The organism is Streptomyces sp. NPDC002698 (assembly GCF_042888945.1).
GTDB lineage: Bacteria > Actinomycetota > Actinomycetes > Streptomycetales > Streptomycetaceae > Streptomyces.
Genome location: NZ_JBIAQM010000013.1, coordinates 136,206 through 160,694, shown reverse-complemented (window position 1 = coordinate 160,694; position 24,489 = coordinate 136,206). Strand labels below are relative to the sequence as shown.

General features: G+C 73.0%; 22 protein-coding genes. 18 read left to right on the top strand and 4 right to left on the bottom strand.

The genetic code is table 11. From position 1 onward, the window contains the following. Nucleotides 1-21: 21 nt before the first annotated feature. Both ACFYW9_RS20475 and hemW read left to right on the top strand, forming a co-directional pair. Complete coding sequence (locus ACFYW9_RS20475; protein ID WP_389152038.1) at nt 22-2,250, top strand: SpoIIE family protein phosphatase; 2,229 nt, start codon at nt 22-24, stop codon at nt 2,248-2,250. Nucleotides 2,251-2,400: 150 nt separating this feature from the next. Beyond that, nucleotides 2,401-3,633: a radical SAM family heme chaperone HemW gene (hemW, locus tag ACFYW9_RS20470; protein WP_351866963.1), complete on the top strand. Its 1,233-nt coding sequence runs from the start codon at nt 2,401-2,403 to the stop codon at nt 3,631-3,633. Between the two features lie 132 nt (nt 3,634-3,765). Here hemW and ACFYW9_RS20465 read toward each other — a convergent pair whose 3' ends face one another. Both ACFYW9_RS20465 and ACFYW9_RS20460 read right to left on the bottom strand, forming a co-directional pair. Next, a complete protein-coding gene (locus ACFYW9_RS20465) occupies nt 3,766-4,572 on the bottom strand; it encodes a DUF3097 domain-containing protein (RefSeq protein ID WP_351866966.1) in 807 nt (268 codons plus the stop codon). A gap of 125 nt (nt 4,573-4,697) precedes the next feature. Then, on the bottom strand, nt 4,698-5,429 hold the full coding sequence (locus ACFYW9_RS20460) for an MBL fold metallo-hydrolase (protein WP_389152033.1): 732 nt from the start codon (nt 5,427-5,429) through the stop codon (nt 4,698-4,700). A 178-nt stretch (nt 5,430-5,607) separates the two neighbouring features. Here ACFYW9_RS20460 and hrcA point away from each other — a divergent pair, with 178 nt between their 5' ends. The 10 genes from hrcA to ACFYW9_RS20410 all read left to right on the top strand — a co-directional run bounded on the left by hrcA (nt 5,608) and on the right by ACFYW9_RS20410 (nt 16,633). Continuing rightward, on the top strand, nt 5,608-6,624 hold the full coding sequence (gene hrcA / locus ACFYW9_RS20455; RefSeq protein WP_328452618.1) for a heat-inducible transcriptional repressor HrcA: 1,017 nt from the start codon (nt 5,608-5,610) through the stop codon (nt 6,622-6,624). Continuing rightward, on the top strand, nt 6,625-7,764 hold the full coding sequence (gene dnaJ / locus ACFYW9_RS20450) for a molecular chaperone DnaJ (protein ID WP_351866973.1): 1,140 nt from the start codon (nt 6,625-6,627) through the stop codon (nt 7,762-7,764). A gap of 109 nt (nt 7,765-7,873) precedes the next feature. Beyond that, entirely contained in the window at nt 7,874-8,968 is a 1,095-nt protein-coding gene (locus tag ACFYW9_RS20445; RefSeq protein WP_389152028.1) for a nitronate monooxygenase, read from the top strand. Next, on the top strand, nt 8,965-9,714 hold the full coding sequence (locus tag ACFYW9_RS20440) for a 16S rRNA (uracil(1498)-N(3))-methyltransferase (RefSeq protein ID WP_326787894.1): 750 nt from the start codon (nt 8,965-8,967) through the stop codon (nt 9,712-9,714). The genes ACFYW9_RS20445 and ACFYW9_RS20440 overlap by 4 nt, the downstream gene beginning before the upstream one ends. A 49-nt stretch (nt 9,715-9,763) precedes the next feature. After that, a complete protein-coding gene (locus ACFYW9_RS20435) occupies nt 9,764-10,156 on the top strand; it encodes a VOC family protein (protein ID WP_389152024.1) in 393 nt (130 codons plus the stop codon). A gap of 145 nt (nt 10,157-10,301) precedes the next feature. Continuing rightward, complete coding sequence (locus ACFYW9_RS20430) at nt 10,302-10,865, top strand: hypothetical protein (protein WP_389152021.1); 564 nt, start codon at nt 10,302-10,304, stop codon at nt 10,863-10,865. 73 nt (nt 10,866-10,938) lie between these two features. Continuing rightward, nucleotides 10,939-14,151: a S41 family peptidase gene (locus tag ACFYW9_RS20425; protein ID WP_389152018.1), complete on the top strand. Its 3,213-nt coding sequence runs from the start codon at nt 10,939-10,941 to the stop codon at nt 14,149-14,151. Between the two features lie 114 nt (nt 14,152-14,265). Continuing rightward, nucleotides 14,266-14,643, top strand: a complete 378-nt coding sequence (locus ACFYW9_RS20420; RefSeq protein WP_351866983.1) for a histidine triad nucleotide-binding protein — start codon at nt 14,266-14,268, stop codon at nt 14,641-14,643. 6 nt (nt 14,644-14,649) lie between these two features. Then, nucleotides 14,650-15,555: a ribonuclease Z gene (locus ACFYW9_RS20415; RefSeq protein ID WP_351866986.1), complete on the top strand. Its 906-nt coding sequence runs from the start codon at nt 14,650-14,652 to the stop codon at nt 15,553-15,555. An 85-nt stretch (nt 15,556-15,640) separates the two neighbouring features. After that, nucleotides 15,641-16,633: an adenosine deaminase gene (locus ACFYW9_RS20410; protein WP_351866990.1), complete on the top strand. Its 993-nt coding sequence runs from the start codon at nt 15,641-15,643 to the stop codon at nt 16,631-16,633. A gap of 55 nt (nt 16,634-16,688) precedes the next feature. Here ACFYW9_RS20410 and ACFYW9_RS20405 read toward each other — a convergent pair whose 3' ends face one another. Continuing rightward, on the bottom strand, nt 16,689-18,029 hold the full coding sequence (locus ACFYW9_RS20405) for an MFS transporter (protein ID WP_389152012.1): 1,341 nt from the start codon (nt 18,027-18,029) through the stop codon (nt 16,689-16,691). A gap of 432 nt (nt 18,030-18,461) precedes the next feature. On the opposite strand from ACFYW9_RS20405, the gene ACFYW9_RS20400 reads away from it, so the two are divergent. From ACFYW9_RS20400 to ACFYW9_RS20375, 6 genes are all read left to right on the top strand, one after another. Continuing rightward, nucleotides 18,462-19,565 carry a PfkB family carbohydrate kinase gene (locus ACFYW9_RS20400; protein ID WP_351866997.1) on the top strand — a complete coding sequence of 368 codons (1,104 nt, stop codon included), beginning with the start codon at nt 18,462-18,464 and terminating at the stop codon, nt 19,563-19,565. Nucleotides 19,566-19,718: 153 nt separating this feature from the next. Continuing rightward, nucleotides 19,719-20,777, top strand: coding sequence for a PhoH family protein (locus ACFYW9_RS20395; protein ID WP_328668973.1), 1,059 nt, complete (start codon nt 19,719-19,721; stop codon nt 20,775-20,777). A 12-nt stretch (nt 20,778-20,789) separates the two neighbouring features. After that, nucleotides 20,790-21,287, top strand: a complete 498-nt coding sequence (gene ybeY / locus ACFYW9_RS20390) for an rRNA maturation RNase YbeY (RefSeq protein ID WP_037618724.1) — start codon at nt 20,790-20,792, stop codon at nt 21,285-21,287. Beyond that, complete coding sequence (locus ACFYW9_RS20385; protein WP_389152007.1) at nt 21,284-22,588, top strand: hemolysin family protein; 1,305 nt, start codon at nt 21,284-21,286, stop codon at nt 22,586-22,588. The genes ybeY and ACFYW9_RS20385 overlap by 4 nt, the downstream gene beginning before the upstream one ends. Next, nucleotides 22,585-22,944 (top strand): MmcQ/YjbR family DNA-binding protein, encoded by a 360-nt coding sequence (locus ACFYW9_RS20380; RefSeq protein ID WP_389152004.1) that lies wholly within the window; start codon nt 22,585-22,587, stop codon nt 22,942-22,944. The genes ACFYW9_RS20385 and ACFYW9_RS20380 overlap by 4 nt, the downstream gene beginning before the upstream one ends. Before the next feature lie 126 nt (nt 22,945-23,070). Next, nucleotides 23,071-23,424, top strand: coding sequence for a cytidine deaminase (locus ACFYW9_RS20375; RefSeq protein WP_389152001.1), 354 nt, complete (start codon nt 23,071-23,073; stop codon nt 23,422-23,424). Nucleotides 23,425-23,479: 55 nt separating this feature from the next. Here ACFYW9_RS20375 and era read toward each other — a convergent pair whose 3' ends face one another. Then, on the bottom strand, nt 23,480-24,472 hold the full coding sequence (gene era / locus ACFYW9_RS20370; protein WP_351867013.1) for a GTPase Era: 993 nt from the start codon (nt 24,470-24,472) through the stop codon (nt 23,480-23,482). Between the last annotated feature and the right edge of the window lie 17 nt (nt 24,473-24,489).

Here is a 24,489-nt window from a genome sequence, read left to right as displayed (position 1 = left end):
AACTGCCCAGGGAGCCGCACAGTGGGGGCCATTCCGACGCAACGGGAGTCCACGCCATGCGCACCGGACGCGCTCGCGCACCACCCCGCCGGCCGGGACGTCGTGTCACGGACATCGTTGCCCGGCACTCCGCTCGCCCCCGCGGCCGCGCGCCGGTTCCTCCGCGACACACTCCTGAGCTGGGCCGAACTGGCCCTGCCCGGCACCGAGATCATCGACGACCGGCTCACCGGCGACGCGGCCGTGGTGGTCAGCGAGCTGGTCACCAACGCCGTCGTGCACGCGGGCACCGACGTCGAGCTGCTGTGCCGCCTGGAGTGCCCGGCCGACGGCCCCCCCGGACCGCTGGTCGTCGAGGTCTCCGACCGGCATCCCTCGCGGGCCATACGGGAGGACGGCGCCGAACCGGCTTACGGGACACCGGAGTACGGGCGGGGCCTGCGCCTGGTCTCCGCGCTCTCCGAGGCCTGGGGCATCACCTATCGTCCGGGCGTCAAGACGGTGTGGTCGAGGCTGCTGGTCGACGGGGCCGCTGGCGCTCCGCCGGGTGCGGGCGTCTTCACGGACGCCGACGACCCGCGCCGGCCGGGCCGCTTCGACGACGTGAGCGGACTCGCCGGACCGGGCGGGTTCGCGGGTGCGGGCGGTCTCTCCGCGCCGGGAGGGTTCGCGGACGGCGACGGCCTTTCCGGGGCCGGGGGATTCGCGGCCGCGGGCGGTCCTGCCGGTCCGGGGGGATTCGTGGACGGCGACGGGCTCGCGGGAACGAGCGGGTTCGCCGGGGCCGACGGGCTCACCGGCCCGGCGGAGGACCCGGAGCCGACCGGGGCCGGGGCCATCGCGTACGCCGAGGGGCCGCTCCCCGGGTACGGTCCGGGGGCCGGCGCCGAGCCGTTTCGCGCCCTGTCCGCCTCGGGGGCGAACCGGAGCACCGGGCCGGGCCACGACTGGCTCGACCGGGGAGCCCTCTCCTTCCTCGCCGAGGCCTCCGACCTGCTCGCCGGACAGCTCGACGAGGACCTGGTCGCAGCCCTGGCCGGTCAGCTCCTCGTCCCGCGCCTCGCCGACTGGTGCGCCGTGTGGCTGGAGGACGAGGCCACCGACCGGGCCGGCGGTCTCGGTCTGGCCCTCGGCCCCCGCCTCGCCCGCGTCTGGCACGGCAGCGAGAACCTCGTCGAGGGACTGCGCCAGGTACTGGAGAAGGACCCGCCGCGGCTGCCCGACGCGGTGCGCTCCCGGGCCGTCCCGGTGCCCTGGCCCGGCGAGGCGCTGGGCGCCCGCGGGGCGAGCGGAGCGGCGCTGGCGTACCGGCTGATCGCGGGCGGCCGGCCACTGGGCACGCTCGTCATCGGGCGGGCCGGACCGCCCGACTTCCCCGACGAGGTCACCGGACTGGTCGAGGACCTCAGCCGCCGTATCGCCCTGGCCATCGGAGCGGCCCGCCAGTACGCGCGCCAGGCCACCATCAGCCGGGTCCTGCAGCGCGGACTGCTGCCGGGCGCGGTCGCCGAGATCCCCGGGGTGCGCAGCGCCCTCGTCTACGAGCCGCTCGACAAGGGCGGACCGAGCGGTGACTTCTACGACGTCTTCCCGGCGGGCGACGGACGCTGGTGCTTCGCGGTCGGCGACGTCCAGGGCAAGGGGCCCGAGGCCGCCGTCGTGATCGGCCTGGCGCGGCCCTGGCTGCGGCTGCTGGCGCGTGAGGGCTACGACGTCGCGGACGTCCTCGACCGTCTCAACCAGCTCCTCCTCGACGACGCGACGGAGGCCGCGGACGCGGCGGCCCGCGCTCTCGTGGCCGCGGGCGGACCCGGGCTCGGCACCGACCTCGGCCCGCAGACGCGCTTCCTGTCCATGCTCTACGGCGAGCTGGTCCCCTTCGACGGCGGAGTGCGCTGCACCCTCGCCTCGGCGGGGCATCCGCTGCCGCTGCTGCTGAGCCCCGACGGCGGTGTACGGGAGATGGCCCGGCCGCAGACCCTGCTGGGCGTCTTCGAGGACCCCCAATACGCCTCCGAGTCCTTCGAGCTGTACCCCGGGGACAGCCTCCTGTGCGTCACCGACGGTGTGACGGAGCGGCGCGACGGGTCCCGTCAGTTCGACGACGACGACGGTCTCGCGCACGCCCTCGCCGGCTGCACCGGCCTGAACGCCGAGATGATCGCGGAACGGATCCGCGGGCTGGTGCACGCGTTCGGCAGCCGCCCACCGGAGGACGACATGGCCCTGCTGGTGTTGCAGGCCGACTAGCGGGCCCGCCGCGGCCCCGGGGACTCCGGACCCCGTCAGGCGCGTGCGGTGGCCCGCCCTCGCCCCGGCGGGGCACGTCCCCCGCCCCGCCCGGCACGCCCCCGCCCGCGCCGGACACGTCCACCCCGGCCGTGCTGGACAATGGAACGCATGCCTTCCGCACTTCCCGACGGTGAGCCCGTCCCCGACGACGGGGCGCTGCCCGCGCACGCCCTGGACGGGGCGGCCGAGCGGCCCCTCGGGTTCTACCTCCACGTGCCGTACTGCGCGACCCGCTGCGGCTACTGCGACTTCAACACCTACACGGCGACCGAGCTGCGGGGCAGCGGGGGCGTGCTCGCCTCCCGCGACAACTACGCGGACACCCTGACCGACGAGGTCCGCCTCGCCCGCAAGGTCCTCGGCGACGACCCCCGCCCGGTCCGCACGGTCTTCGTCGGAGGCGGTACGCCCACGCTGCTGGCCGCCGACGATCTCGTACGGATGCTGGGCGCGATCCGGGACGAGTTCGGGCTCGCGGACGACGCCGAGATCACGACGGAGGCGAACCCCGAGTCCGTGGACCCGGAGTACCTCGCGACCCTGCGCGCCGGCGGCTTCAACCGGATCTCCTTCGGCATGCAGAGCGCCCGGCAGCACGTCCTGAAGGTGCTCGACCGCACGCACACCCCGGGCCGCCCCGAGGCCTGCGTCGCCGAGGCCCGCGCGGCCGGCTTCGCACATGTGAACCTTGACCTGATCTACGGCACACCGGGGGAGTCGGACGACGACTGGCGGGCGTCGCTCGAAGCGGCCCTCGGCGCCGGTCCCGACCACATCTCCGCGTACGCGCTCATCGTCGAGGAGGGCACCCAGCTCGCGCGCCGGATCCGCCGCGGCGAGGTCCCCATGACGGACGACGACGTGCACGCGGACCGCTATCTCATCGCGGACGAGGTGATGTCGGCGGCGGGCTTCGACTGGTACGAGGTGTCGAACTGGGCCACCTCCGAGGCCGGCCGCTGCCTGCACAACGAGCTGTACTGGCGCGGCGCCGACTGGTGGGGAGCGGGCCCCGGCGCGCACAGCCACGTCGGCGGCGTTCGCTGGTGGAACGTGAAACATCCGGGGGCGTACGCGGCGGCACTCGCCGAGGGCCGCTCCCCGGGCGCCGGGCGTGAACTCCTGTCCGACGAGGACCGCCGGGTCGAGCGGATCCTCCTCGAACTGCGGCTGCGCGAGGGCTGCCCGCTCTCGCTGCTCCGCCCCGACGGGCTCGCAGCCTCCCGCCGCGCCCTGTCCGAGGGACTCCTCGAAGCCGGTCCGTACGACGCCGGCCGCGCCGTCCTCACCCTGCGCGGCCGCCTTCTCGCGGACGCCGTCGTCCGGGACCTGGTGGACTGAACAGCGGGGACCCGGACTCGAAGGGCACCGTCGCCGGACACCCGGACACCCGGACACCCGGACACCCGGACACCCGGACACCCGGACACCCGGGTGACCGTCACCGACCCCGGGTGACCGGCCGCCGGTCCGTTATTCCGGCGCCGTGACGAAGTCGATCAGTTCCTCCACGCGGCCCAGGAGCGCCGGTTCCAGGTCCTTGTAGGAGTGGACCCGGGACAGGATGTGCTGCCAGGCCGCGCCGGTGTTCTCCGGCCAGCCCAGGGCCCGGCACACGCCCGTCTTCCAGTCCTGGCCGCGCGGGACCCTGGGCCAGCCCGGAATGCCCACGGAGGACGGCTTCACGGCCTCCCAGACGTCGATGTACGGGTGGCCGAGCACCAGCGCGTGCTCGCTCGTGACCGCCTCGGCGATCCGGGACTCCTTCGAACCCGGGACCAGGTGGTCCACGAGGACGCCGAGCCGGGCGTCCGGGCCCGGGGCGAACGCGTCGACGACCGCCGGGAGGTCGTCGACGCCCTCCAGGTACTCCACGACGACGCCCTCGACGCGCAGGTCGTCGCCCCACACCCGCTCGACCAGTTCGGCGTCGTGGCGGCCCTCGACGTAGATGCGCCCGGCGCGCGCGACCCGGGCGCGGGCGCCGGGTACCGCCACCGAGCCGGAGGCCGTACGGCCGGGGCGTACGGGAGCCGCGGCCGCCGGGCGGACCAGGGTCACCACCTTGCCCTCCAGGAGGAAGCCGCTCGGTTCCAGCGGGAACACCCGGTGCTTGCCGAAGCGGTCCTCCAGGGTCACGGTGCCCGCCTCGCAGCGGATCACCGCGCCGCAGAAGCCGGTGCCGGGCTCCTCGACGACCAGACCCGGGTCCGCCGGGACCTCGGGCACGGACCGGGGCTTCTTCCACGGCGGGGTCAGATCCGGAGAGTACTGGCGCATTCGGATGACGATAGGAGAAGCCCGGCGCCGCTCACCACGACACGCCGGAACCCGCCGTGCCGGACCCCCCGTGCCGGACCCGCTCAGCCGGAACCCGTCGTACCGGACCCCCGTGCCGGACCCGCTCAGCCGGAACCCGTCGTGCCGAAACGTGTCGCCAAGGCGTCCCGTTGGGCTCGTACGAACGCGGCGTCCACGACCGCACCGTGCCCGGGGACGTACAGCGCGTCCTCGCCGCCCAGTCCGAGCAGCCGGTCGAGAGCCGCGGGCCAGCGCGACGGTACGGCGTCGGGGCCCGCCTGCGGCTCGCCCGACTCCTCGACCAGGTCGCCGCAGAACACCACCGCCGGGTCGCCGGGCACGACGGCCACGAGGTCGTGGGCGGTGTGGCCCTCGCCCGTCCGCGCCAGCCGGACCTCGACGCCGCCGCCGAGATCCACGTCCAGGCCGTTCCGGACGAAGCCGCGGGGGCGTACGAGGGTGTCGGCCGCCTCCTCCGCCGCCCTCGGGTCGAGACCGTTGCGCACCGCGTCCGCGCACAGCTCGTCACGGCCCTTCCCGTACGCCTCGGACGAACCGTCCGCGACGAGGATCCGCGCGCCCGCGAACGCCGCGGCGCCGAACACGTGGTCGAAATGCGGGTGGGTGAGCGCGATATGAGTCACACGCCCGCCGGTGATGGCACGCGCATCGGCGCACAGCGCGGCGCCCTCCGCGAGGCTCGACCCGGCGTCGATCATCAGCGCCGCGCCCTCGCCGACGACGAGCCCGGCCGTGCAGTCCCAGCCGGGAAGCCGCCGTCGCCCCACCCGGGGCACCAGCCTTTCCCACCCGAGCTCTTCCCAAGTCAGCCTCATGCGGCGACGCTAACGGTGACCGGGTGCCGTGCACGACATCGCAGGCCCGCCCTTGCCCGGGGCGTGCCTCACCGCCGTACACTGAGCTGGGGAACGTTGGCACTCGCGTGCGCTGAGTGCCAGACGAAAGCCACGAAGGCCACGAAGACCACCGAGTCGACTCCTGGAGGTGTGCGCGATGCTCAGCGAACGCAGGCTCGAGGTGCTGCGCGCCATCGTCCAGGACTACGTGGGCACCGAGGAGCCGGTCGGCTCCAAGGCGCTCACCGAGCGGCACCGCCTCGGCGTCTCGCCCGCGACCGTCCGCAACGACATGGCGGTCCTGGAGGACGAGGGGTACATCGCCCAGCCGCACACCAGTGCCGGGCGCATCCCCACGGACAAGGGCTACCGCCTCTTCGTCGACAAGCTCGCCGGCGTCAAGCCGATGACCGCGCCCGAGCGTCGCGCCATCCAGAACTTCCTGGACGGTGCCGTCGACCTGGACGACGTCGTCGGCCGGACCGTGCGGCTGCTCGCGCAGCTCACCCGGCAGGTCGCCGTCGTGCAGTACCCCTCGCTGACCCGCTCGACCGTGCGCCATGTGGAGCTGCTGTCCATGGCTCCCGCACGGGTGATGCTCGTGCTGATCACGGACACCGGCCGGGTCGAGCAGCGCATGATCAACTGTCCGGCGCCGTTCGGTGAGACGTCGCTGGCGGACCTGCGCGCCCGGCTCAACAGCCGGGTCGCGGGGCGTCCCTTCGCGGACGTCCCGCAGCTCGTCCAGGACCTCCCGGACGCCTTCGAGGCGGAGGACCGGGGTACGGTCTCGACGGTGCTCTCCACACTGCTGGAGACACTCGTCGAGGAGACCGAGGAGCGGCTGATGATCGGCGGTACCGCCAATCTCACGCGATTCGGACATGACTTCCCTCTCACCATCCGGCCGGTGCTCGAAGCGCTGGAGGAGCAGGTAGTGCTCCTCAAGTTGCTTGGAGAGGCCGGGGATTCGAGCATGACCGTGCGAATCGGGCATGAGAACGCGTACGAGGGACTCAACTCCACGTCCGTGGTCTCGGTCGGCTACGGTTCGGGCGGCGAGGCAGTAGCCAAACTCGGCGTGGTCGGCCCGACCCGCATGGATTACCCGGGAACGATGGGAGCGGTACGAGCGGTGGCACGGTACGTCGGACAGATCCTGGCGGAGTCGTAAGTGGCCACGGACTACTACGCCGTACTCGGCGTGCGCCGCGACGCGTCCCAGGACGAGATCAAGAAGGCGTTCCGGAGGCTCGCTCGCGAGCTGCATCCGGACGTCAATCCCGATCCGAAGACGCAGGAGCGGTTCAAAGAGATCAACGCCGCGTACGAGGTGTTGTCGGACCCGCAGAAGAAGCAGGTCTACGACCTCGGCGGTGACCCGCTGTCCCAGCAGGGCGGCGGCGCGGGCGCCGGCGGCTTCGGCGCGGGCGGCTTCGGGAACTTCTCGGACATCATGGACGCGTTCTTCGGCACGGCGTCGCAGCGCGGACCGCGCTCGCGCACCCGCCGGGGCCAGGACGCCATGATCCGGCTGGAGATCGAGCTCGACGAGGCGGCCTTCGGCACCACGAAGGACATCCAGGTCGACACGGCCGTCGTCTGCGGCACCTGCAACGGTGAAGGTGCCGCGCCCGGCACCGCCGCGCAGACCTGTGACATGTGCCGCGGCCGCGGCGAGGTGTCCCAGGTGACGCGGTCCTTCCTCGGCCAGGTCATGACCTCGCGGCCGTGTCCACAGTGCCAGGGCTTCGGCACCGTCGTCCCGACCCCGTGCCACGAGTGCGCGGGCGACGGCCGGGTCCGTTCCCGCCGCACCCTCACGGTCAAGATCCCGGCGGGTGTGGACAACGGCACCCGGATCCAGCTCGCGGGCGAGGGCGAGGTCGGCCCCGGCGGCGGCCCCGCCGGCGACCTGTACGTCGAGATCCACGAGCTGCCGCACTCGACCTTCCAGCGGCGCGGTGACGACCTGCACTGCACGGTCACCCTCCCGATGACCGCGGCGGCCCTCGGCACCAAGGTGCCGCTGGAGACCCTCGACGGCATGGAGGAGGTCGACATCCGTCCGGGCACGCAGTCCGGCCAGTCGATCCCGCTGCACGGCCGGGGTGTCACGCACCTGCGCGGCGGCGGCCGCGGCGACCTCGTCGTGCACGTCGAGGTCACCACGCCGACCAAGCTCGATCCGGAGATGGAGCGGGTGCTGCGCGAGCTCGCCAAGCTGCGTGGCGAGGAGCGGCCCACGGGTCAGTTCCAGCCCGGTCAGCAGGGGCTCTTCTCCCGGCTGAAGGACGCGTTCAACGGCCGCTGATCCAAGCGGGGCACGGGGTGTGACACGCCCCGTGCCCTCCATGTCGGAGGCACTATCCGGACGGGCGACCGGTTTCTGACTTGTCCGGCGGACGTGACAACATGCCGTCATGTCCTCCGCGCTGACCGATCTCTTCCCTCACCCGATCGTGCAGGCCCCCATGGCGGGCGGAGTCTCCGTCCCGCAGCTCGCGGCCGCCGTGTCCGAGGCGGGCGGGCTCGGCTTCCTCGCGGCGGGGTACAAGACCGCCGACGGCATGTACCAGGAGATCAAGCAGCTGCGCGGGCTGACCGGCCGTCCCTTCGGCGTCAACCTGTTCCTGCCGCAGCCCGAGCACGCGGACGCGGCCGCGGTCGAGGTGTACGCCCACCAGCTCGCCGGCGAGGCCGCCTGGTACGAGACCGAGCTCGGCGATCCGGACAGCGGCCGCGACGACGGCTACGACGCCAAACTCGCCGTCCTCCTCGACAACCCGGTGGCGGCGGTCTCCTTCCACTTCGGCGTCCCGAAGCCGGAGGTGCTGGAGTCGCTGCGGCGCGCGGGCACCCTCACCCTGGTCACCGCCACCACGGCCGAGGAGGCCCTCGGCGCGCAGCGGGCCGGCGCCGACGCGGTCGTCGTGCAGGGCATCGAGGCCGGCGGACACCAGGGCACCCACCGGGACAACCCGGAGACGGACGGCACGGGCGTCGGCCTGCTCACGCTGGTCGCGCGGGTCCGCGAGACCGTGGGGATCCCGGTCGTCGCGGCCGGCGGCATCATGCGCGGCAGCCAGATCGCCGCCGTCCTCGCCGCGGGCGCGAACGCGGCCCAGCTCGGCACCGCCTTCCTCGCCACCCCCGAGTCCGGCGCGAGCGCCGTGCACAAACAGGCGCTGACCGACCCCCTGTACGTACGCACGGAGCTCACACGCGCCTTCTCCGGACGCCCGGCGCGCGCGCTGGCCAACCGCTTCATGCGCGAGCACGGCCCGTACGCCCCCTCCGCCTACCCCGAGGTCCACCACCTCACCCTGCCGCTGCGCAAGGCGGCCGCCAAGGCGGGCGACGCGCAGGGCATGGCACTGTGGGCGGGACAGGGCCACCGCATGGCCCGCGACCTGCCCGCCGGGCAGCTCGTGGAGGTACTGAACGCAGAAATCGCGGCCGCCGAGACAGCGTTGTCGGCCGCCGCCGAGATCCCGGAAGAGGGTGCGGCCCGATGACGGCACCGGTGTTCCTGGTCGAGCACTTCGACACGGACGGCGAGGGACGCCATGTCCTCGACGGACCCGAGGGACGGCACGCCGTCTCCGTGAAACGGCTGCACACCGGCGAGGACGTCGTGCTCACCGACGGGGCCGGGCGCCGCGCGGACTGCGTGGTCCTCGGCACCGAGGGCAAGGACCGGCTGATCGTACGGATGGGCACGGTCACCGAGGAAGCCCCCGAGGAGCCGCGCATCACGGTCGTCCAGGCCCTGCCCAAGGGGGACCGGGGCGAGCTGGCCGTCGAGACCATGACCGAGACCGGCGTCGACGCGATCGTCCCCTGGGCCGCCTCCCGCTGCATCACGCAGTGGAAGGGCGAGCGGGGTCTGAAGGCGCTCTCCAAGTGGCGGGCCACCGCCCGGGAGGCGGGCAAGCAGTCCCGCCGGGCGCGCTTCCCGGAGGTCGCGGACGCGATGACGACCAAGCAGGTTGCCGCACTTCTCGCCAAAGCCGATCTCGCCGCCGTGCTCCACGAGGACACCGCCCTCGGGACCGAGCCCTTCGCGACCGCCGCGCTGCCCGGCTCCGGGGACATCGTCCTGGTGGTCGGCCCCGAGGGCGGGATCTCCGCCGAAGAGGTCGCGCTGTTCACCGGGGCCGGCGCGAAGACCTTCCACCTGGGGCGCACCGTACTGCGCACCTCGACGGCCGGGACCGTGGCCACCGCGCTGCTGCTGGCCCGCACCGGCCGCTGGTCCTGACCCACCGCCCGCCGGCACGACCTCACGTCCGCACCTCACCGGGGAATCCATGGAACTCGCTCAGGTACGACTGCTCGTCTCCGACTTCGCCACCTGTTACCGCTTCTACTCCGAGGTCCTCGGCCTCAAGCCCCAGTCGGGCGCGGCCGAGGGACCGTACGAGAAGTTCAGTCCGGTCACCGGGTCGGCGGGCATCGCGCTCCAGGACCGGGCCGTGATGACGGAAATACTGGGAGAGCTCGGCGAGGCCGTGGCCGGACACCGGTCGCTGGTGGTGCTGCGGGTGGACGACCTCGACACCTACTGCGAACAGGTCGTCTCGCGCGGAGCGACCCTGCTGCACGGCCCCGCGCCCATGACGGAACGCATGCGCGTCGCCCACCTCAAGGACCCCGAGGGCAACCTGGTGGAACTCCAGGAGTGGCTGCTGCTGCTCGGCTGACGGGCGGTCGGAAGCCGGCCCGGGGCCGGGGAACCGGGAACCCTACGGCCTCCCCGGCCCGCCGGGCAACACCTTCGGGTGGTTGTGCCCCCGATGGCCGCATGCGGTCTACCGCGCGTCGCCGTGCGGTGGGACGCTGCCGTCCATGGGGGCTTTGAGGTATTTCAGAGGCCGCACGGGGCACGGGCGGGCCCTGGTGGCCGTCGGGCTGGGCGCGGCCGGAGTGTTCGCGGTGACCGGGTGCCAGCCCGTGGACGGACTCAGCACCGCGACGGTGGCCTACACGACCGACCAGACGGCGACCAGAGAACTGAAACGGCAGCAGGTGGACGTGAGTTGGCTCACCTGCACCGCCCGCCTGGGCAACGCGGGCAAGGCCTACACGCCGGGGAAGTCGCCCTCGCCGAGCGAGAACACGGTGGCGACCGTCGACTGCCGGGGCCAGACCGGCGACGGCCGGGACATCGTCGTCAAGGGCAAGGTCACCCGTGCCGTCAACGGCGCCTGCGTACGCGGCGATCTGCGCGCCACCGTCGGCGGCAGGCAGGTCTTCCGCGTCAAGGGCTTGGGCGACTGCGACGCGGGACCCACCCCGCCGGTCACCTACCGCCCCACGAACGGACAGCCCGACCCCACCGTCACCGTCACCGTGACCCGGACGATGTGGTGCAAGGGCGACCCCACCTGCTGGCCCTCACAGGGCAAATGACCTGCCGGACCGTACGGGGATCAAGTGATCCAAACCCCTGTCGGGCCACGCGTGCGCTGCGTAGGGTGACCGGGTGACTGAGTCCGCAGCCTCCGCGTACATCCGGTTTCCGCATCTGCACGGCGAGTTGGTCGTCTTCACGGCCGAGGACGACATCTGGGCCGCCCCCCTCGACGGCGGGAGCCGCGCCTGGCGGGTCAGCGCCGACAACGTCCCGGTCAGCCATCCGCGCGTCTCCCCGGACGGTACGACCGTCGCCTGGACGTCGACGCGGGACGGAGCCCCCGAGGTCCACGCGGCCTCCCTGGACGGCGGTCCCGCGAAGCGGCTGACGTACTGGGGCAGCGCGAAGACCCAGGTGCGCGGCTGGACCCCCGACGGACAGGTGCTCGCCCTCAGCACCCAGGGACAGGCCAGCCTGCGCCGCACCTGGGCCCGCTCCGTCCCGCTCGACGGGGGACCCGCGACGACCCTGCCGTACGGCCCCGTCGGCGATGTCGCCCACGGCGAGAGCGGTGTCGTCCTGCTGTCCGCCCCGATGGGGCGCGAGGCGGCCTGGTGGAAGCGGTACCGCGGCGGCACGGCGGGCAAGCTGTGGATCGACCGGGACGGCGACGGCGAGTTCGTCCGGCTGCACGAGGACATCGACGGCAACATCGAATACCCCTTCTGGGTCGGCGAACGGATCGCGTTCCTCTCCGACCACGAGGACGTCGGAGCCCTGTACTCCTCCCTCGCCGACGGATCCGACCTGCGGCGCCACACACCCACCGACTCCTTCTACGCCCGCCACGCCGCCACCGACGGCACCCGCGTGGTCTACTCGTCCGCCGGTGAGCTCTGGCTCCTCGACGGGCTCGACGGCGCCGAGCCGCGCCGCCTCGGCATCCGCCTCGGCGGCCAGCGCGTCGACCAGCAGCCGCACCCCGTCAGCGCCTCGCGCTGGTTCTCCGCCGCCGCGCCCGACCACACCGGACGCGGCAGCGCGGTCTCCGTGCGCGGTGCCGTCCACTGGGTCACCCACCGCTCCGGCCCCACCCGCGCGCTCGCCGCCGAGCAGGGCGTCCGCGCCCGGCTGCCCCGCACCTTCCGCGCCGAGGGCGAGGAGCACGTGGTGTGGGTGACCGACGCGGAGGGCGACGACGCCCTCGAATTCGCCCCCGCCACCGGCGTCGCCCCGGGAGCCACCCCGCGACGGCTCGCCGCCGGCGCCCTCGGCCGGGTCCTCGGCCTCGCCGTGGCGCCCGACGGAAGCCGCGCCGCCGTCGCCTCGCACGACGGGCGGGTCCTCCTCGTCGAGCGCGAGAGCGGCGAGGTCCGCGAGGTCGACCGCAGCGAGGACGGCGACGTCACCGGCCTCGTCTTCTCGCCCGACTCCGCGTGGCTCGCCTGGTCGCACCCCGGGCCGCGCCCGCTGCGCCAGCTCAAGCTCGCCAACACCACCGACCTGTCGGTGACCGAGGCGACCCCGCTGCGCTTCCGGGACTACGCACCGGCGTTCACCCTCGACGGCAAGCACCTCGCCTTCCTGTCGGCCCGCGCCTTCGACCCCGTCTACGACGAGCACGTCTTCGACCTGGCCTTCGTCGGAGGCTCCCGGCCGTATCTGATCACCCTGGCCGCGACGACGCCGTCCCCCTTCGGACCGCAGCGCCACGGCAGGCCCTTCGAGGCCCCCGACAAGGACGAGACGCCCGACAGCGAGGGCGCCCCCAGCACCCGTATCGACCTGGACGGACTCGCCGACCGGATCGTGCCGTTCCCCGTCGAGGCCGCCCGCTACTCCACGCTGCGCGCGGCCAAGGACGGACTGCTGTGGCTGCGCCATCCGGTGCGGGGCGTGCTCGGCGCCTCCCGCGCCACCCCGGACGACCCGGACCCGAAGACCGAACTGGAGCGGTACGACCTCGCCCAGCAGCGCATCGAGCACCTCGCCGCCGACGCCGACCACTTCACCGTCACCGGCGACGGCAAGCGGGTCCTGCTGTGGACCGACGGCAAGCTCAAGGTCGTCCCCAGCGACCGGCGTGCCTCGAACGACGACGAGAGCGACACGAACATCACCGTCGACCTGTCGCGGGTGCGCCAGAGCGTCGACCCGGCCGCCGAGTGGCGCCAGATGTACGACGAGACCGGCCGCCTCATGCGGGACAACTTCTGGCGTCCCGACCTCGGCGGCGTCGACTGGGACGCGGTCCTCGACCGGTACCGGCCGGTCCTGGAACGGGTCGCCACCCACGACGACCTCGTCGACCTGCTGTGGGAGGTGCAGGGCGAACTCGGCACCTCGCACGCGTACGTCACCCCGCGCGGCGGCTGGAGCGGCGGCGACCGGGCACAGGGGCTCCTCGGTGCGGACATCTCCCGTCACGAGGACGGCAGTTGGCGCATCGACCGGATCCTCCCCTCGGAGACCTCCGACCCCGAGGCGCGGGCCCCGCTCGCCGCGCCCGGCGTCGCGGTGCGCGCCGGGGACGCGATCGTCGCGGTCGGCGGCCGGCCGGTGGACCCGGTGGCCGGGCCCGCGCCCCTGCTCGTCGGCACCGCGGGCAAGCCCGTCGAGCTGACCGTCTCCCCCTCGGGCGGCGGCGATCCGCGTCACGCGGTCGTCGTACCGCTCGCGGACGAGGAGCCGCTGCGCTACCACGCGTGGGTGGCCGACCGGCGCGCCTACGTCCACGAGCGGTCCGGCGGCCGCCTCGGCTATCTGCACGTGCCGGACATGGTCGGCGCCGGATGGGCGCAGCTCCACCGCGATCTGCGGGTCGAGGTGGCCCGTGAGGGCCTGGTCGTGGACGTCCGCGAGAACCGCGGCGGCCACACCTCCCAGCTCGTCGTGGAGAAGCTCGCCCGGCGGATCGTCGGCTGGGACCTGCCCCGCGGTCTGCGCGCCTACAGCTACCCGGAGGACGCGCCGCGCGGCCCCGTCGTCGCCGTCGCCAACGAGTTCTCCGGCTCCGACGGCGACATCGTCAACGCGGCGATCAAGGCGCTCGGCATCGGACCCGTGGTCGGCACCCGCACCTGGGGCGGCGTCATCGGCATCGACAGCCGCTACCACCTCGTCGACGGCACCGGCGTCACCCAGCCCAAGTACGCCTTCTGGATGGAGGGGTACGAGTGGGGCGTCGAGAACCACGGTGTCGATCCCGACGTCGAGGTCGTCCAGGCGCCGCAGGACCACGCGGCCGGCCGTGACACCCAGCTCGACGAGGCGGTCAGGATCGCGCTGGCCGCCCTGGAGGAGAACCCGGCGAAGACCGCGCCCACGCTGCCGCCGCTGTGAACCGGCGCGGGCGGTTCACGGGCGGGCGGCGACGCGAGCCGCCCGCGAGCCGCCCGCCGCGTCGGGCCGCTAGCATGCGGAGGTAATGATCGGCTGGCGTGAGGAGGCACACGCATGGCGCAGGAGCCGAGGCGGGACGAGGGCGGGCAGCCGCAGGACGACTGCCTGTTCTGCAAGATCGTGGCGGGGCAGATCCCGGCGACGCTGGTGCGCGAGAGCGACACGACGGTGGCGTTCCGCGACATCAACCCTCAGGCGCCGACCCACATCCTGGTCATTCCCAAGGTGCACTACCCCGACGCCGCGTCCCTGGCCGCCGCGGAGCCCGCGATCGCGGCGGACGTCCTGCGCGAGGCCGGCGAGGTCGCGGGCGAGGAGAAGCTGGAGAGCTACCGCGTCGTGTTCAACACGGGCAGCGGTGCCGGCCAGACCGTCTTCCACGCGCACGCCCACCTCCTGGGCGGCCGCGGCATGCAGTGGCCCCCCGGATAACCGGCCTTGTCCGCACGTGAACTGGTGGTCCTCGGCACCGCCAGCCAGGTCCCGACCCGGCACCGCAACCACAACGGCTATCTGCTGCGCTGGGACGGCGAGGGTCTCCTCTTCGACCCCGGCGAGGGCACCCAGCGCCAGATGCTGCGTGCCGGCGTCGCCGCGCACGACCTGCACCGCATCTGCGTCACCCACTTCCACGGCGACCACGCGCTCGGACTCGGCGGGGTGATCCAGCGCATCAACCTCGACCGCGTCCCGCACGAGGTGACCGCGCACTACCCGCTCTCCGGGCAGCACTTCTTCGAGCGGCTGCGGTACGCCACCGCCTACCGCGAGACGGTCCCGCTGACCGAGGCGCCGGTCGCGGACGACGGTGTCCTCGCGACGACCCCCGCGTACACCCTGGAGGCCCGCAGGCTCTCCCACCCCGTCGAGTCCTTCGGGTACCGGCTGGTCGAGCCGGACGGGCGGCGGATGCTGCCGGAGCGGCTCAGGGAGCACGGGATCAAGGGTCCCGACGTCGGGGTCCTGCAACGGGAGGGCGTGCTGCGGGGCGTCACGCTGGACGACGTCAGCGAGGTCCGGCGGGGGCAGCGGTTCGCGTTCGTCATGGACACCCGGCTGTGCGAGGGAGTGGACGCGCTCGCCGAGGGCTGCGACCTGCTGGTCATCGAGTCGACCTTCCTCGACGGGGATCACCGGCTGGCCTCCGACCACGGGCATCTGACGGCGGGTCAAGCGGGCCGGGTGGCCAAGGAGGCGGGGGTGCGGCATCTCGTCCTCACCCACTTCAGCCAGCGCTACGCCGATCCCGGCGAGTTCGAGCGCGAGGCCCGCGCGGCGGGGTTCGACGGGGAGCTGACCGTGGCGCACGACCTGGTGCGGGTGCCGGTCCCGAAGCGGCACTGAGGACACGGCGGACAGGGGCCGGGACGTCCGGTGCCGGGAAGGTGCCGTTTTCGATACCTCGGGGGAGGGGCCGTACGATGCTTCGATGTCCCTCCCCAAGGCTGAACTGCACCTGCACATCGAAGGCACTCTCGAACCCGAGCTGGCCTTCGCGCTCGCCGCGCGCAACGGCGTCACCCTGCCGTACGCGGACACCGGGGAACTGCGCGAGGCGTATGCCTTCGACGACCTCCAGACCTTCCTGAACCTGTACTACGAGCTCATGGCCGTCCTGCGGACGGAGGCGGACTTCGCCGACCTGGCCGACGCCTACCTCGCCCGCGCGGCCGCGCAGGGCGTACGGCACGCGGAGATCTTCTTCGACCCGCAGGCGCACATCGCCCGGGGCGTGCCGATGGGGACGGTCGTCGAGGGGCTGTGGCGGGCGCTCGGGCGCAGCGAGGAGACCCACGGCGTCTCCACCCAGCTGATCATGTGCTTCCTGCGCGACGAGTCCGCCGAGTCCGCGATGGACACCCTGGAGGCCGCGAAGCCCTACCTCGACCGGATCACCGGCATCGGCCTCGACTCCGCCGAGGTCGGCCACCCGCCCGTCAAGTTCCGCGCGGTGTACGAGGCCGCCGCCGGGCTGGGGCTGCGGCGCGTCGCGCACGCCGGCGAGGAGGGGCCGCCCGCGTACATCACCGAGGCCCTCGACGTCCTCGGCGTCGAGCGCGTCGACCACGGGCTGCGCTGCATGGAGGACCCCGAGCTCGTCGAACGGCTGGTCCGGGAACGGGTGCCGCTGACCCTGTGCCCGCTGTCGAACGTACGGCTGCGCGCCGTGGACGTCCTGGCGGAGCACCCGCTGCCCGCCATGATGGACGCCGGGCTGCTGTGCACGGTCAACTCCGACGACCCCGCCTACTTCGGCGGGTACGCCGGCGACAACTTCGCCGCCGTGCGCGAGGCTCTCGGGCTCGGCGAGGAGCGGCTGCGGGAACTGGCGCGCAACTCCTTCGAGGCGTCCTTCCTGGAGCACGACGAGGAGCGGCGGGCGCGGTACATCGCCGAGGTCGAGGCGTACGAGTTCCCGTGACCCGTCGAGCGCCCGCCCGCCTCCCCTCCTCGGGGCGGGCGAGCGCTCGCGGGAGTCAGACGCGCACGGGACCGGGTACGGGCGCGGCGGCCGTGTGCAGGGGCCCCGCCGTCCCGTACGCCGCCCGCTGGGCGGGCACGCCCTCCAGCGGGATCCCCACGACGGGCAGCCCGGCCAGGGGGGTCTCGGCGGCGGCCGGCCCGGCCACGGTCGTCCCCACGAAGGGGAGTTCGGCCACGGGGATCTCGACGACGGGGATCTCGACGATCTCGCCGGCGCGGCGCGGGCGCAGGGCCACGAGCGTCATCGGGACGCCGACCAGCAGCAGACCGGCCGCCAGGACCGTTCCCATCGCCGGGTAACCCGCCGACGCGGACAGCAGGCTGCCGGTGAGCGGGCCGCACGCCGTGCCGAGCGAGGAGGCGGAACCGACGAGGACCGCCCACCGGCCGCGCGGGTCCATGGACGCGGCGAGGCCGATCACGTACGACAGCACGACCGGGTACAGCGCGTTCCAGGCGATCTCGCCCGTCGCGAAGGACGTCAGATCGGTGGCCGCCGCGCTCAGCGCGATGCAGCCGGCGATCAGCGCCGTGCCCAGGCCGATCGGCAGCGCCCGGCCGAGCCGCGGGCCGAGGGCGCCCGCGCCGACCGTCCCGAGCAGCCCGGCGCCGAGCGCCACCGCGAAGACCGCGCCCACCTTCACCTCGGTGAGCCCCGCCTGCGTCAGGCCTATCCGGCCGCTCACGCCCCACAGGGAGTTCTGCGCGAGGGACCAGAAGAGCATCGCGCCGGCGAGCAGCAGCCCGGAACGGCGGTGCGGGAGCGGGCCGGTGGCGCGCACGGCGCGGTCGGCCGGTGCACGGGCGGGAAGCCGTCCCGTCAGGCACAGCGCGAGCAGCGCGGTGCAGGCGATCGCGGCGAGCGGGTAACCGTGCCCCGGGCCGAGGTGGGGGATGGTCAGATACAGGGTGCCCGCGAGGCCGGAGACGCCGAGCAGACCCAGTGTGGTGACCCGGTGGGGATCGCGCCGGCCGGCGATCCCGGTCGCGGCGACCGTGGTGGCCGTACCGGAGCCGAAGCCGCCGACGACCGCGCCGGTGACCACCAGGGGGACGGCCGCCGAGAGCGCGGCGGTACCGAAGCCGGCGGCCGCGAGGAGCAGCCCGGCGCGGGCCAGCGCGCGCGGGCCGAAACGGTCGACGCGGGAGGCGAGCAGGAAACCGGCCGAGGCGGAGCCCAGCAGCAGGACGCTGCCGACGGCTCCGGCCTGGGTGGCCGACAGCGGGAGTCCCGTGTCGAGGCGGCCGACGGTGGTGGGGAGCAGATACGCGGCGAGGTACCCGGCCGTGAAAAGGGCGACGAGGGGCCAGGGCGTGGTGGTGCGGGCGGACACGGGCGTTCCCAGGGCAGGCGAGAGCGGCTCAAGAAGAGAGGGGGAGGGGCGGCTGTCGACGGACAGGAACGCGCGGGCAATTTGTATCAAGGTGGGGGGTCCGCGAAGAAGGCGTGACGATGTGATCTGGGGCACTTCTCGTTTGTGGAGGCGGATCCGGGGCAACCGCGCCGCCTTCGGGGTGCCGGGCGCGGAGCGGAGCCCTCCCCGGGCCGCTGCCCTCGCCGTGCGCGCGGGCGGACACGGGGGCGTTCGGGCAGGTGGGGGGGTGGAGCGGGCCCCGGACGCGGGACGGGCGGGCCACGGGCGCGCGGCGGGCGGGACGTGCCCGGCCGCTCCACGGACCACGGATACCCCCCCCGCGTGAAGCACGGCCCACGTGGCCGGTGTGGTGCACACTGGCCAGATCCGTACCACCCCAGGGAGCGCACCGTGATCAACGGCGAGGGACCGTTCCTCCAGGCCCATGTCGACCCGCTCGCCGGGCTGCGCACGGCGGACGATCCGCCCTGGGACGTCTACCTGACCGGCACGGTCTTCCTGGACATCATCTTCACCGGGCTCGATTCGGCCCCCGTGCGCGGCACCGAGTCCTGGGCGCGGGGCATGGGTTCGAGCCCCGGCGGCGTCGCGAACATGGCGACCGCCCTGGCCCGGCTGGGCCTGCGGACCTCCCTCGCCGCCGCCTTCGGCGACGACCACTACGGCGAGTACTGCTGGGACGCCCTGGAACAGGGCGAGAACATCGACCTCACGCCGTCGCGGACCGTGCCCGGCTGGCACTCGCCGGTCACCGTGTCGATGGCGTACGAGGGCGAGCGGACCATGGTCAGCCACGGGCACGAGGCACCCCTGGAGGAGCCCGCGCCGGACTTCCCGCCGCACGCGCGTGCCGCCGTCGCCTCGCTGACCCCGGGGGTCACCGCGCCCTGGATCGAGCAGGCCGCGAGCCGGGGCACCCGGATCTTCGCGGACGTCGGCTGGGACGACACCGGCCGCTGGGACCTGGCGGGCCTCGCCGATCTGGCGCACTGCGAGGCGTTCCTGCCGAACGCCGAGGAGGCCATGCGCTACACCGGCGCCGACTGCCCCCGCGCGGCGGCGCACGCGCTGGCCGAACACGTGCCGCTCGCGGTCGTCACCCTCGGCGCCGACGGCGCCTACGCCGTGGACGGGCGCTCCGGGGAGAGCGCCGAGGTCCCGGCGATCGCCGTCGAGGCGCTGGACCCCACCGGCGCCGGGGACGTCTTCGTCGCCGGCTTCGTCACGGGGACCCTGGCCGGCTGGCCGCTCGCCGACCGGCTCGCCTTCGCCGGGCTGACCGCCGCGCTCTCGGTCCAGGAGTTCGGCGGATCGCTGTCGGCGCCCGGCTGGTCGGAGATCGCCGCCTGGTGGCGCCGGGTCCACTCGGTCGCCGACCAGGATCCCGCGGCCCTGAGCCGGTACGCCTTCCTGGAGGGCAAGCTCCCCGAGGTCACCCGCCCCTGGCCGCTGCGCCGGGCGGTGCCGACGATCGGTTTCGGCCGCTCGGCCTGAGGGGTCCGAGGGGCCTCCTCAGGTCACGACCTCGTCACCGCGGGAAAAGCCCTACGGGTCCGTGAGCGCCGCGACGTACGCTGGGAAACGCAAGGCTGCCCGTGTGGCAAGCGTGCCGACCGAGGAGGATACGCAGGCCTACAGAGCCGGCCCATGACTCAGACACCCACAGCTCACGGCCCCGCACAGGGGCAGGCACGCGCGCACTTCACCGTCCCGGCCAAGCACCCCATGGTGACCGTTCTGGGTTCCGGAGACTCGCTGCTGCGCGTGATCGAGAAGGCCTTCCCGGCGGCCGACATCCACGTCCGGGGAAACGAGATCAGTGCGGTGGGCGACGCCGGTGAAGTCGCGCTCGTCCAGCGCCTGTTCGACGAGATGATGCTGGTGCTCCGCACGGGGCAGCCCATGACGGAGGACGCAGTGGAACGCTCGATCGCCATGCTGAGGGCGAGCGAGAACGGGGAGGGCGACGGCCAGGAGACTCCGGCCGAGGTGCTCACGCAGAACATCCTGTCCTCGCGAGGCCGCACCATCCGCCCCAAGACGCTCAACCAGAAGCGCTACGTCGACGCCATCGACAAGCACACCATCGTGTTCGGCATCGGCCCCGCCGGCACCGGCAAGACGTACCTCGCCATGGCGAAGGCCGTCCAGGCGCTCCAGCACAAGCAGGTCAACAGGATCATCCTGACCCGCCCGGCGGTCGAGGCCGGCGAGCGGCTCGGCTTCCTGCCCGGCACGCTCTACGAGAAGATCGACCCGTACCTGCGCCCGCTCTACGACGCGCTGCACGACATGCTCGACCCGGACTCGATCCCGCGCCTGATGGCCGCGGGCACGATCGAGGTCGCGCCGCTGGCGTACATGCGCGGCAGGACCCTCAACGACGCTTTCATCATTCTGGACGAGGCTCAGAACACGAGCGCCGAGCAGATGAAGATGTTCCTCACCCGGCTCGGTTTCGACTCGAAGATCGTGATCACCGGTGACGTGACGCAGGTCGACCTCCCGAGCGGTACGAAGTCGGGTCTGCGGCAGGTCCAGGACATCCTGGAGGGTCTCGACGACGTCCACTTCTCGCGGCTCACGTCCCAGGATGTCGTCCGGCACAAGCTGGTCGGCCGTATCGTCGACGCGTACGAGAAGTACGACAGCGAGAACGGCACCGAGAACGGCTCCCACAAGAGCCGGGGCCACAAAGGGAAGTAGACCAGCACAGCCATGTCGATCGACGTCAACAACGAGTCCGGAACCGAGGTCGACGAGCAGGCGATCCTCGACATCGCCCGCTACGCGCTCGCACGGATGCGCATCCACCCGCTCTCCGAGCTCTCGGTGATCGTCGTGGACACCGACGCCATGGAGCAGCTCCACATCCAGTGGATGGACCTGCCCGGACCGACGGACGTCATGTCCTTCCCGATGGACGAGCTGCGTCCGCCGTCGAAGGACGACGACGAGCCGCCGCAGGGGCTGCTCGGCGACATCGTGCTCTGCCCCGAGGTCGCCGAGCGCCAGGGCAAGGACGCCCCGACGGAGCACTCCATGGACGAGGAGCTCCAGCTGCTCACCGTCCACGGCGTGCTGCACCTGCTCGGCTACGACCACGAGGAAGCCGACGAGAAGGCCGAGATGTTCGGCCTTCAGGCCGCCATCGTGGACGGCTGGCGTGCGGAGAAGGGCATCACGGGTCCGTCTCCGGCCCCGACCGTGTCATGAGCCCACAGCTGGTCATCGGTGCCATCGTCCTGGTCGTCGTCGCCTGGCTCGCCGCCTGCGCGGAGGCGGGCCTCGCGCGGGTCTCCAGCTTCCGCGCCGAGGAGGCGGTCCGCAGCGGCCGGCGCGGCAGCGCCAAACTCGCCCAGGTCACCGCGGACCCGACGCGCTATCTGAACGTGGCGCTGCTGGTCCGCGTGGTCTGCGAGATGGCGGCCGCCGCGCTGGTCGTCTTCGCCTGCCTCAAGGAGTTCGACAAGACCTGGCAGGCGCTGGCGGTCGCCATCACCGTCATGGTCCTCGTGTCGTACGTCGCGGTCGGTGTCTCGCCGCGCACCATCGGCCGCCAGCACCCGCTGAACACCGCGACCGCGGCCGCGTACGTCCTGCTGCCGCTGGCCCGGATCATGGGCCCGATCCCGCCGCTGCTGATCCTCATCGGCAACGCGCTCACCCCCGGCAAGGGGTTCAGGCGCGGCCCGTTCGCCTCCGAGGCGGAGCTGCGGGCGATGGTCGACCTCGCCGAGAAGGAGTCGCTCATCGAGGACGAGGAGCGCCGCATGGTGCACTCCGTCTTCGAGCTCGGCGACACCCTCGTGCGCGAGGTCATGGTGCCCCGCACGGACCTCGTCGTCATCGAGCGCTACAAGACCATCCGGCAGGCCCTCACCCTGGCCCTGCGCTCGGGCTTCTCGCGCATACCCGTCACCGGCGAGAACGAGGACGACATCGTCGGGATCGTCTATCTCAAGGACCTGGCCCGCAAGACCCACATCAGCCGCGACGCCGAGTCCGAGCTGGTCTCCACGGCCATGCGGCCGGCCACGTTCGTGCCCGACACCAAGAACGCCGGCGACCTGCTGCGCGAGATGCAGCAGGAGCGCAACCACGTCGCCGTCGTCATCGACGAGTACGGCGGCACGGCCGGCATCGTCACCATCGAGGACATCCTCGAGGAGATCGTCGGCGAGATCACCGACGAGTACGACCGCGAGCTGCCGCCCGTCCAGGACCTCGGCGACGACAGCTTCCGGGTGACCGCCCGCCTCGACATCGGCGACCTCGGCGAGCTGTACGGCTTCGAGGCCTACGACGACGAGGACGTGGAGACCGTCGGCGGGCTGCTCGCCAAGGCCCTGGGACGCGTCCCCATCGCCGGCGCCTCCTCGGTGGTGAAACTGCCCGACGGACGCGAGCTGCGGCTCACCGCCGAGGCCGCCGCAGGCCGCCGGAACAAGATCGTCACGGTGCTCGTCGAACCGGTCGGCCCGGCGGGGCCCCCCGAGGAGGAAAAGCCGGAGTGACCCCGCAGCAGCTGCGCGCGTTCTGTCTGTCCTTCGACGCCACCGTCGAGGACTTCCCCTTCAACCCCGAGACCTCGGTCTTCAAGGTGCTGGGCAAGCTCTTCGCGCTGACGAACCTGGACGGGCGCCCGCTCACGGTCAACCTGAAGTGCGACCCGGACGACGCGATCCGGCTGCGCGAGCAGCACCCGGGACTGATCGTCCCCGGCTATCACATGAACAAGCGGCACTGGAACACGGTGACCGTCGACGGCGGGCTCCCGGACCGCCTGGTCCGGGAGCTCGTCGAGGATTCCTACGATCTCGTCGTGGCCGGTCTGCCGCGGGCCGAGCGCCTGCGCCTCGACCGTCCCTGACCCGCCGCACACCGGGGCTGCGCCGCGAGGGGGTCGCCTCCCCGGAGGGCCGCCGCGGGTCGATGTATCCGGTGGCCGGCCGACCCTTCGGCGGGAGAGGGTGCCGGCACTTCGTATGCTCTGGTCATGACCGACAGCAGCGCGCTCGACCCCGAGGACCGCAAGATCGTCACCCTGGCCCGTTCCGCGCGGGCCCGCAACGGTGTGCCCGAGGGCGCGGCCGTACGCGACGAGACGGGACGTACCTACGTCGCCGGGACCGTGGAGCTGGAGTCCTTGCGGCTGAGCGCTCTGCGGACGGCCGTGGCGATGGCCGTGGCGTCCGGGGCGAAGTCCCTGGAGTCGGCGGCCGTGGTGTCCGAGGCCGAGGCCGTCGACGACGCGGACCGCGCGGCCGTACGGGATCTCGGCGGGCCCGCGACACCGGTGCTGCTGGCCGGGCTCGACGGTGCCGTGCACACGACGGTGACCGCGGGCTGAGAACCGGACCACCCCGGGGGCGGAGCCGATTCGCTCCCCCCGGGGCGCAGCCCTCTCAGAAGCCGAGCTTGCGGAGCTGCCGGGGGTCGCGCTGCCAGTCCTTGGCGACCTTCACATGGAGGTCGAGGAAGACCGGCGTGCCCAGCAGGGCCTCGATCTGCTTGCGGGACTTGATGCCGACGTCCTTCAGGCGCTTGCCCTTGGGGCCGATGATGATGCCCTTCTGGCTGGGGCGCTCGATGTAGACGAAGGCGTGGATGTCCAGGAGCGGCTTGTCGGCCGGGCGGTCCTCGCGCGGCAGCATCTCCTCGACCACGACGGCGATGGAGTGCGGAAGCTCGTCGCGGACGCCCTCCAGGGCGGCCTCGCGGATCAGCTCCGCGATCATGACCTGCTCCGGCTCGTCCGTCAGGTCGCCCTCGGGGTAGAGGGCGGGCCCCTCCGGCAGCAGCGGGACGATCAGGTCCGCCAGCAGACCCACCTGCGAGTCGCCGACCGCCGACACCGGGACGATCTCGGCCCACTCGAAGCCGAGCTCCCGGCCGAGCTGGTCGATCGCGATGAGCTGCTCGGCGAGCGTCTTGCTGTCGACGAGGTCGGTCTTGGTGACGATCGCGATCTTCGGCGTCTTCTTGATCGACGCCAGTTCCTTCGCGATGAAACGGTCACCCGGGCCGAGCTTCTCGTTCGCGGGCAGGCAGAAGCCGATCACGTCGACCTCCGCCCAGGTCGTGCGGACGATGTCGTTGAGCCGCTCGCCCAGCAGGGTGCGCGGTTTGTGCAGGCCGGGGGTGTCGACGAGGATCAGCTGCGCGTCGGGCCGGTGCACGATGCCGCGCACGGTGTGACGCGTGGTCTGCGGCTGGTTCGCGGTGATCGCCACCTTCTGGCCGACCAGAGCGTTCGTGAGGGTGGACTTGCCCGCGTTGGGGCGGCCCACGAAACAGGCGAAGCCGGCACGGTGGTCGCCCACCGCATCGAGGGGGCGCGAGGTGCCCCTCTCCTCGGACGGCTCGGATGACTGGTTGCGAACGCTCATGGCGCCCATTGTCCCTGATCGTCGGG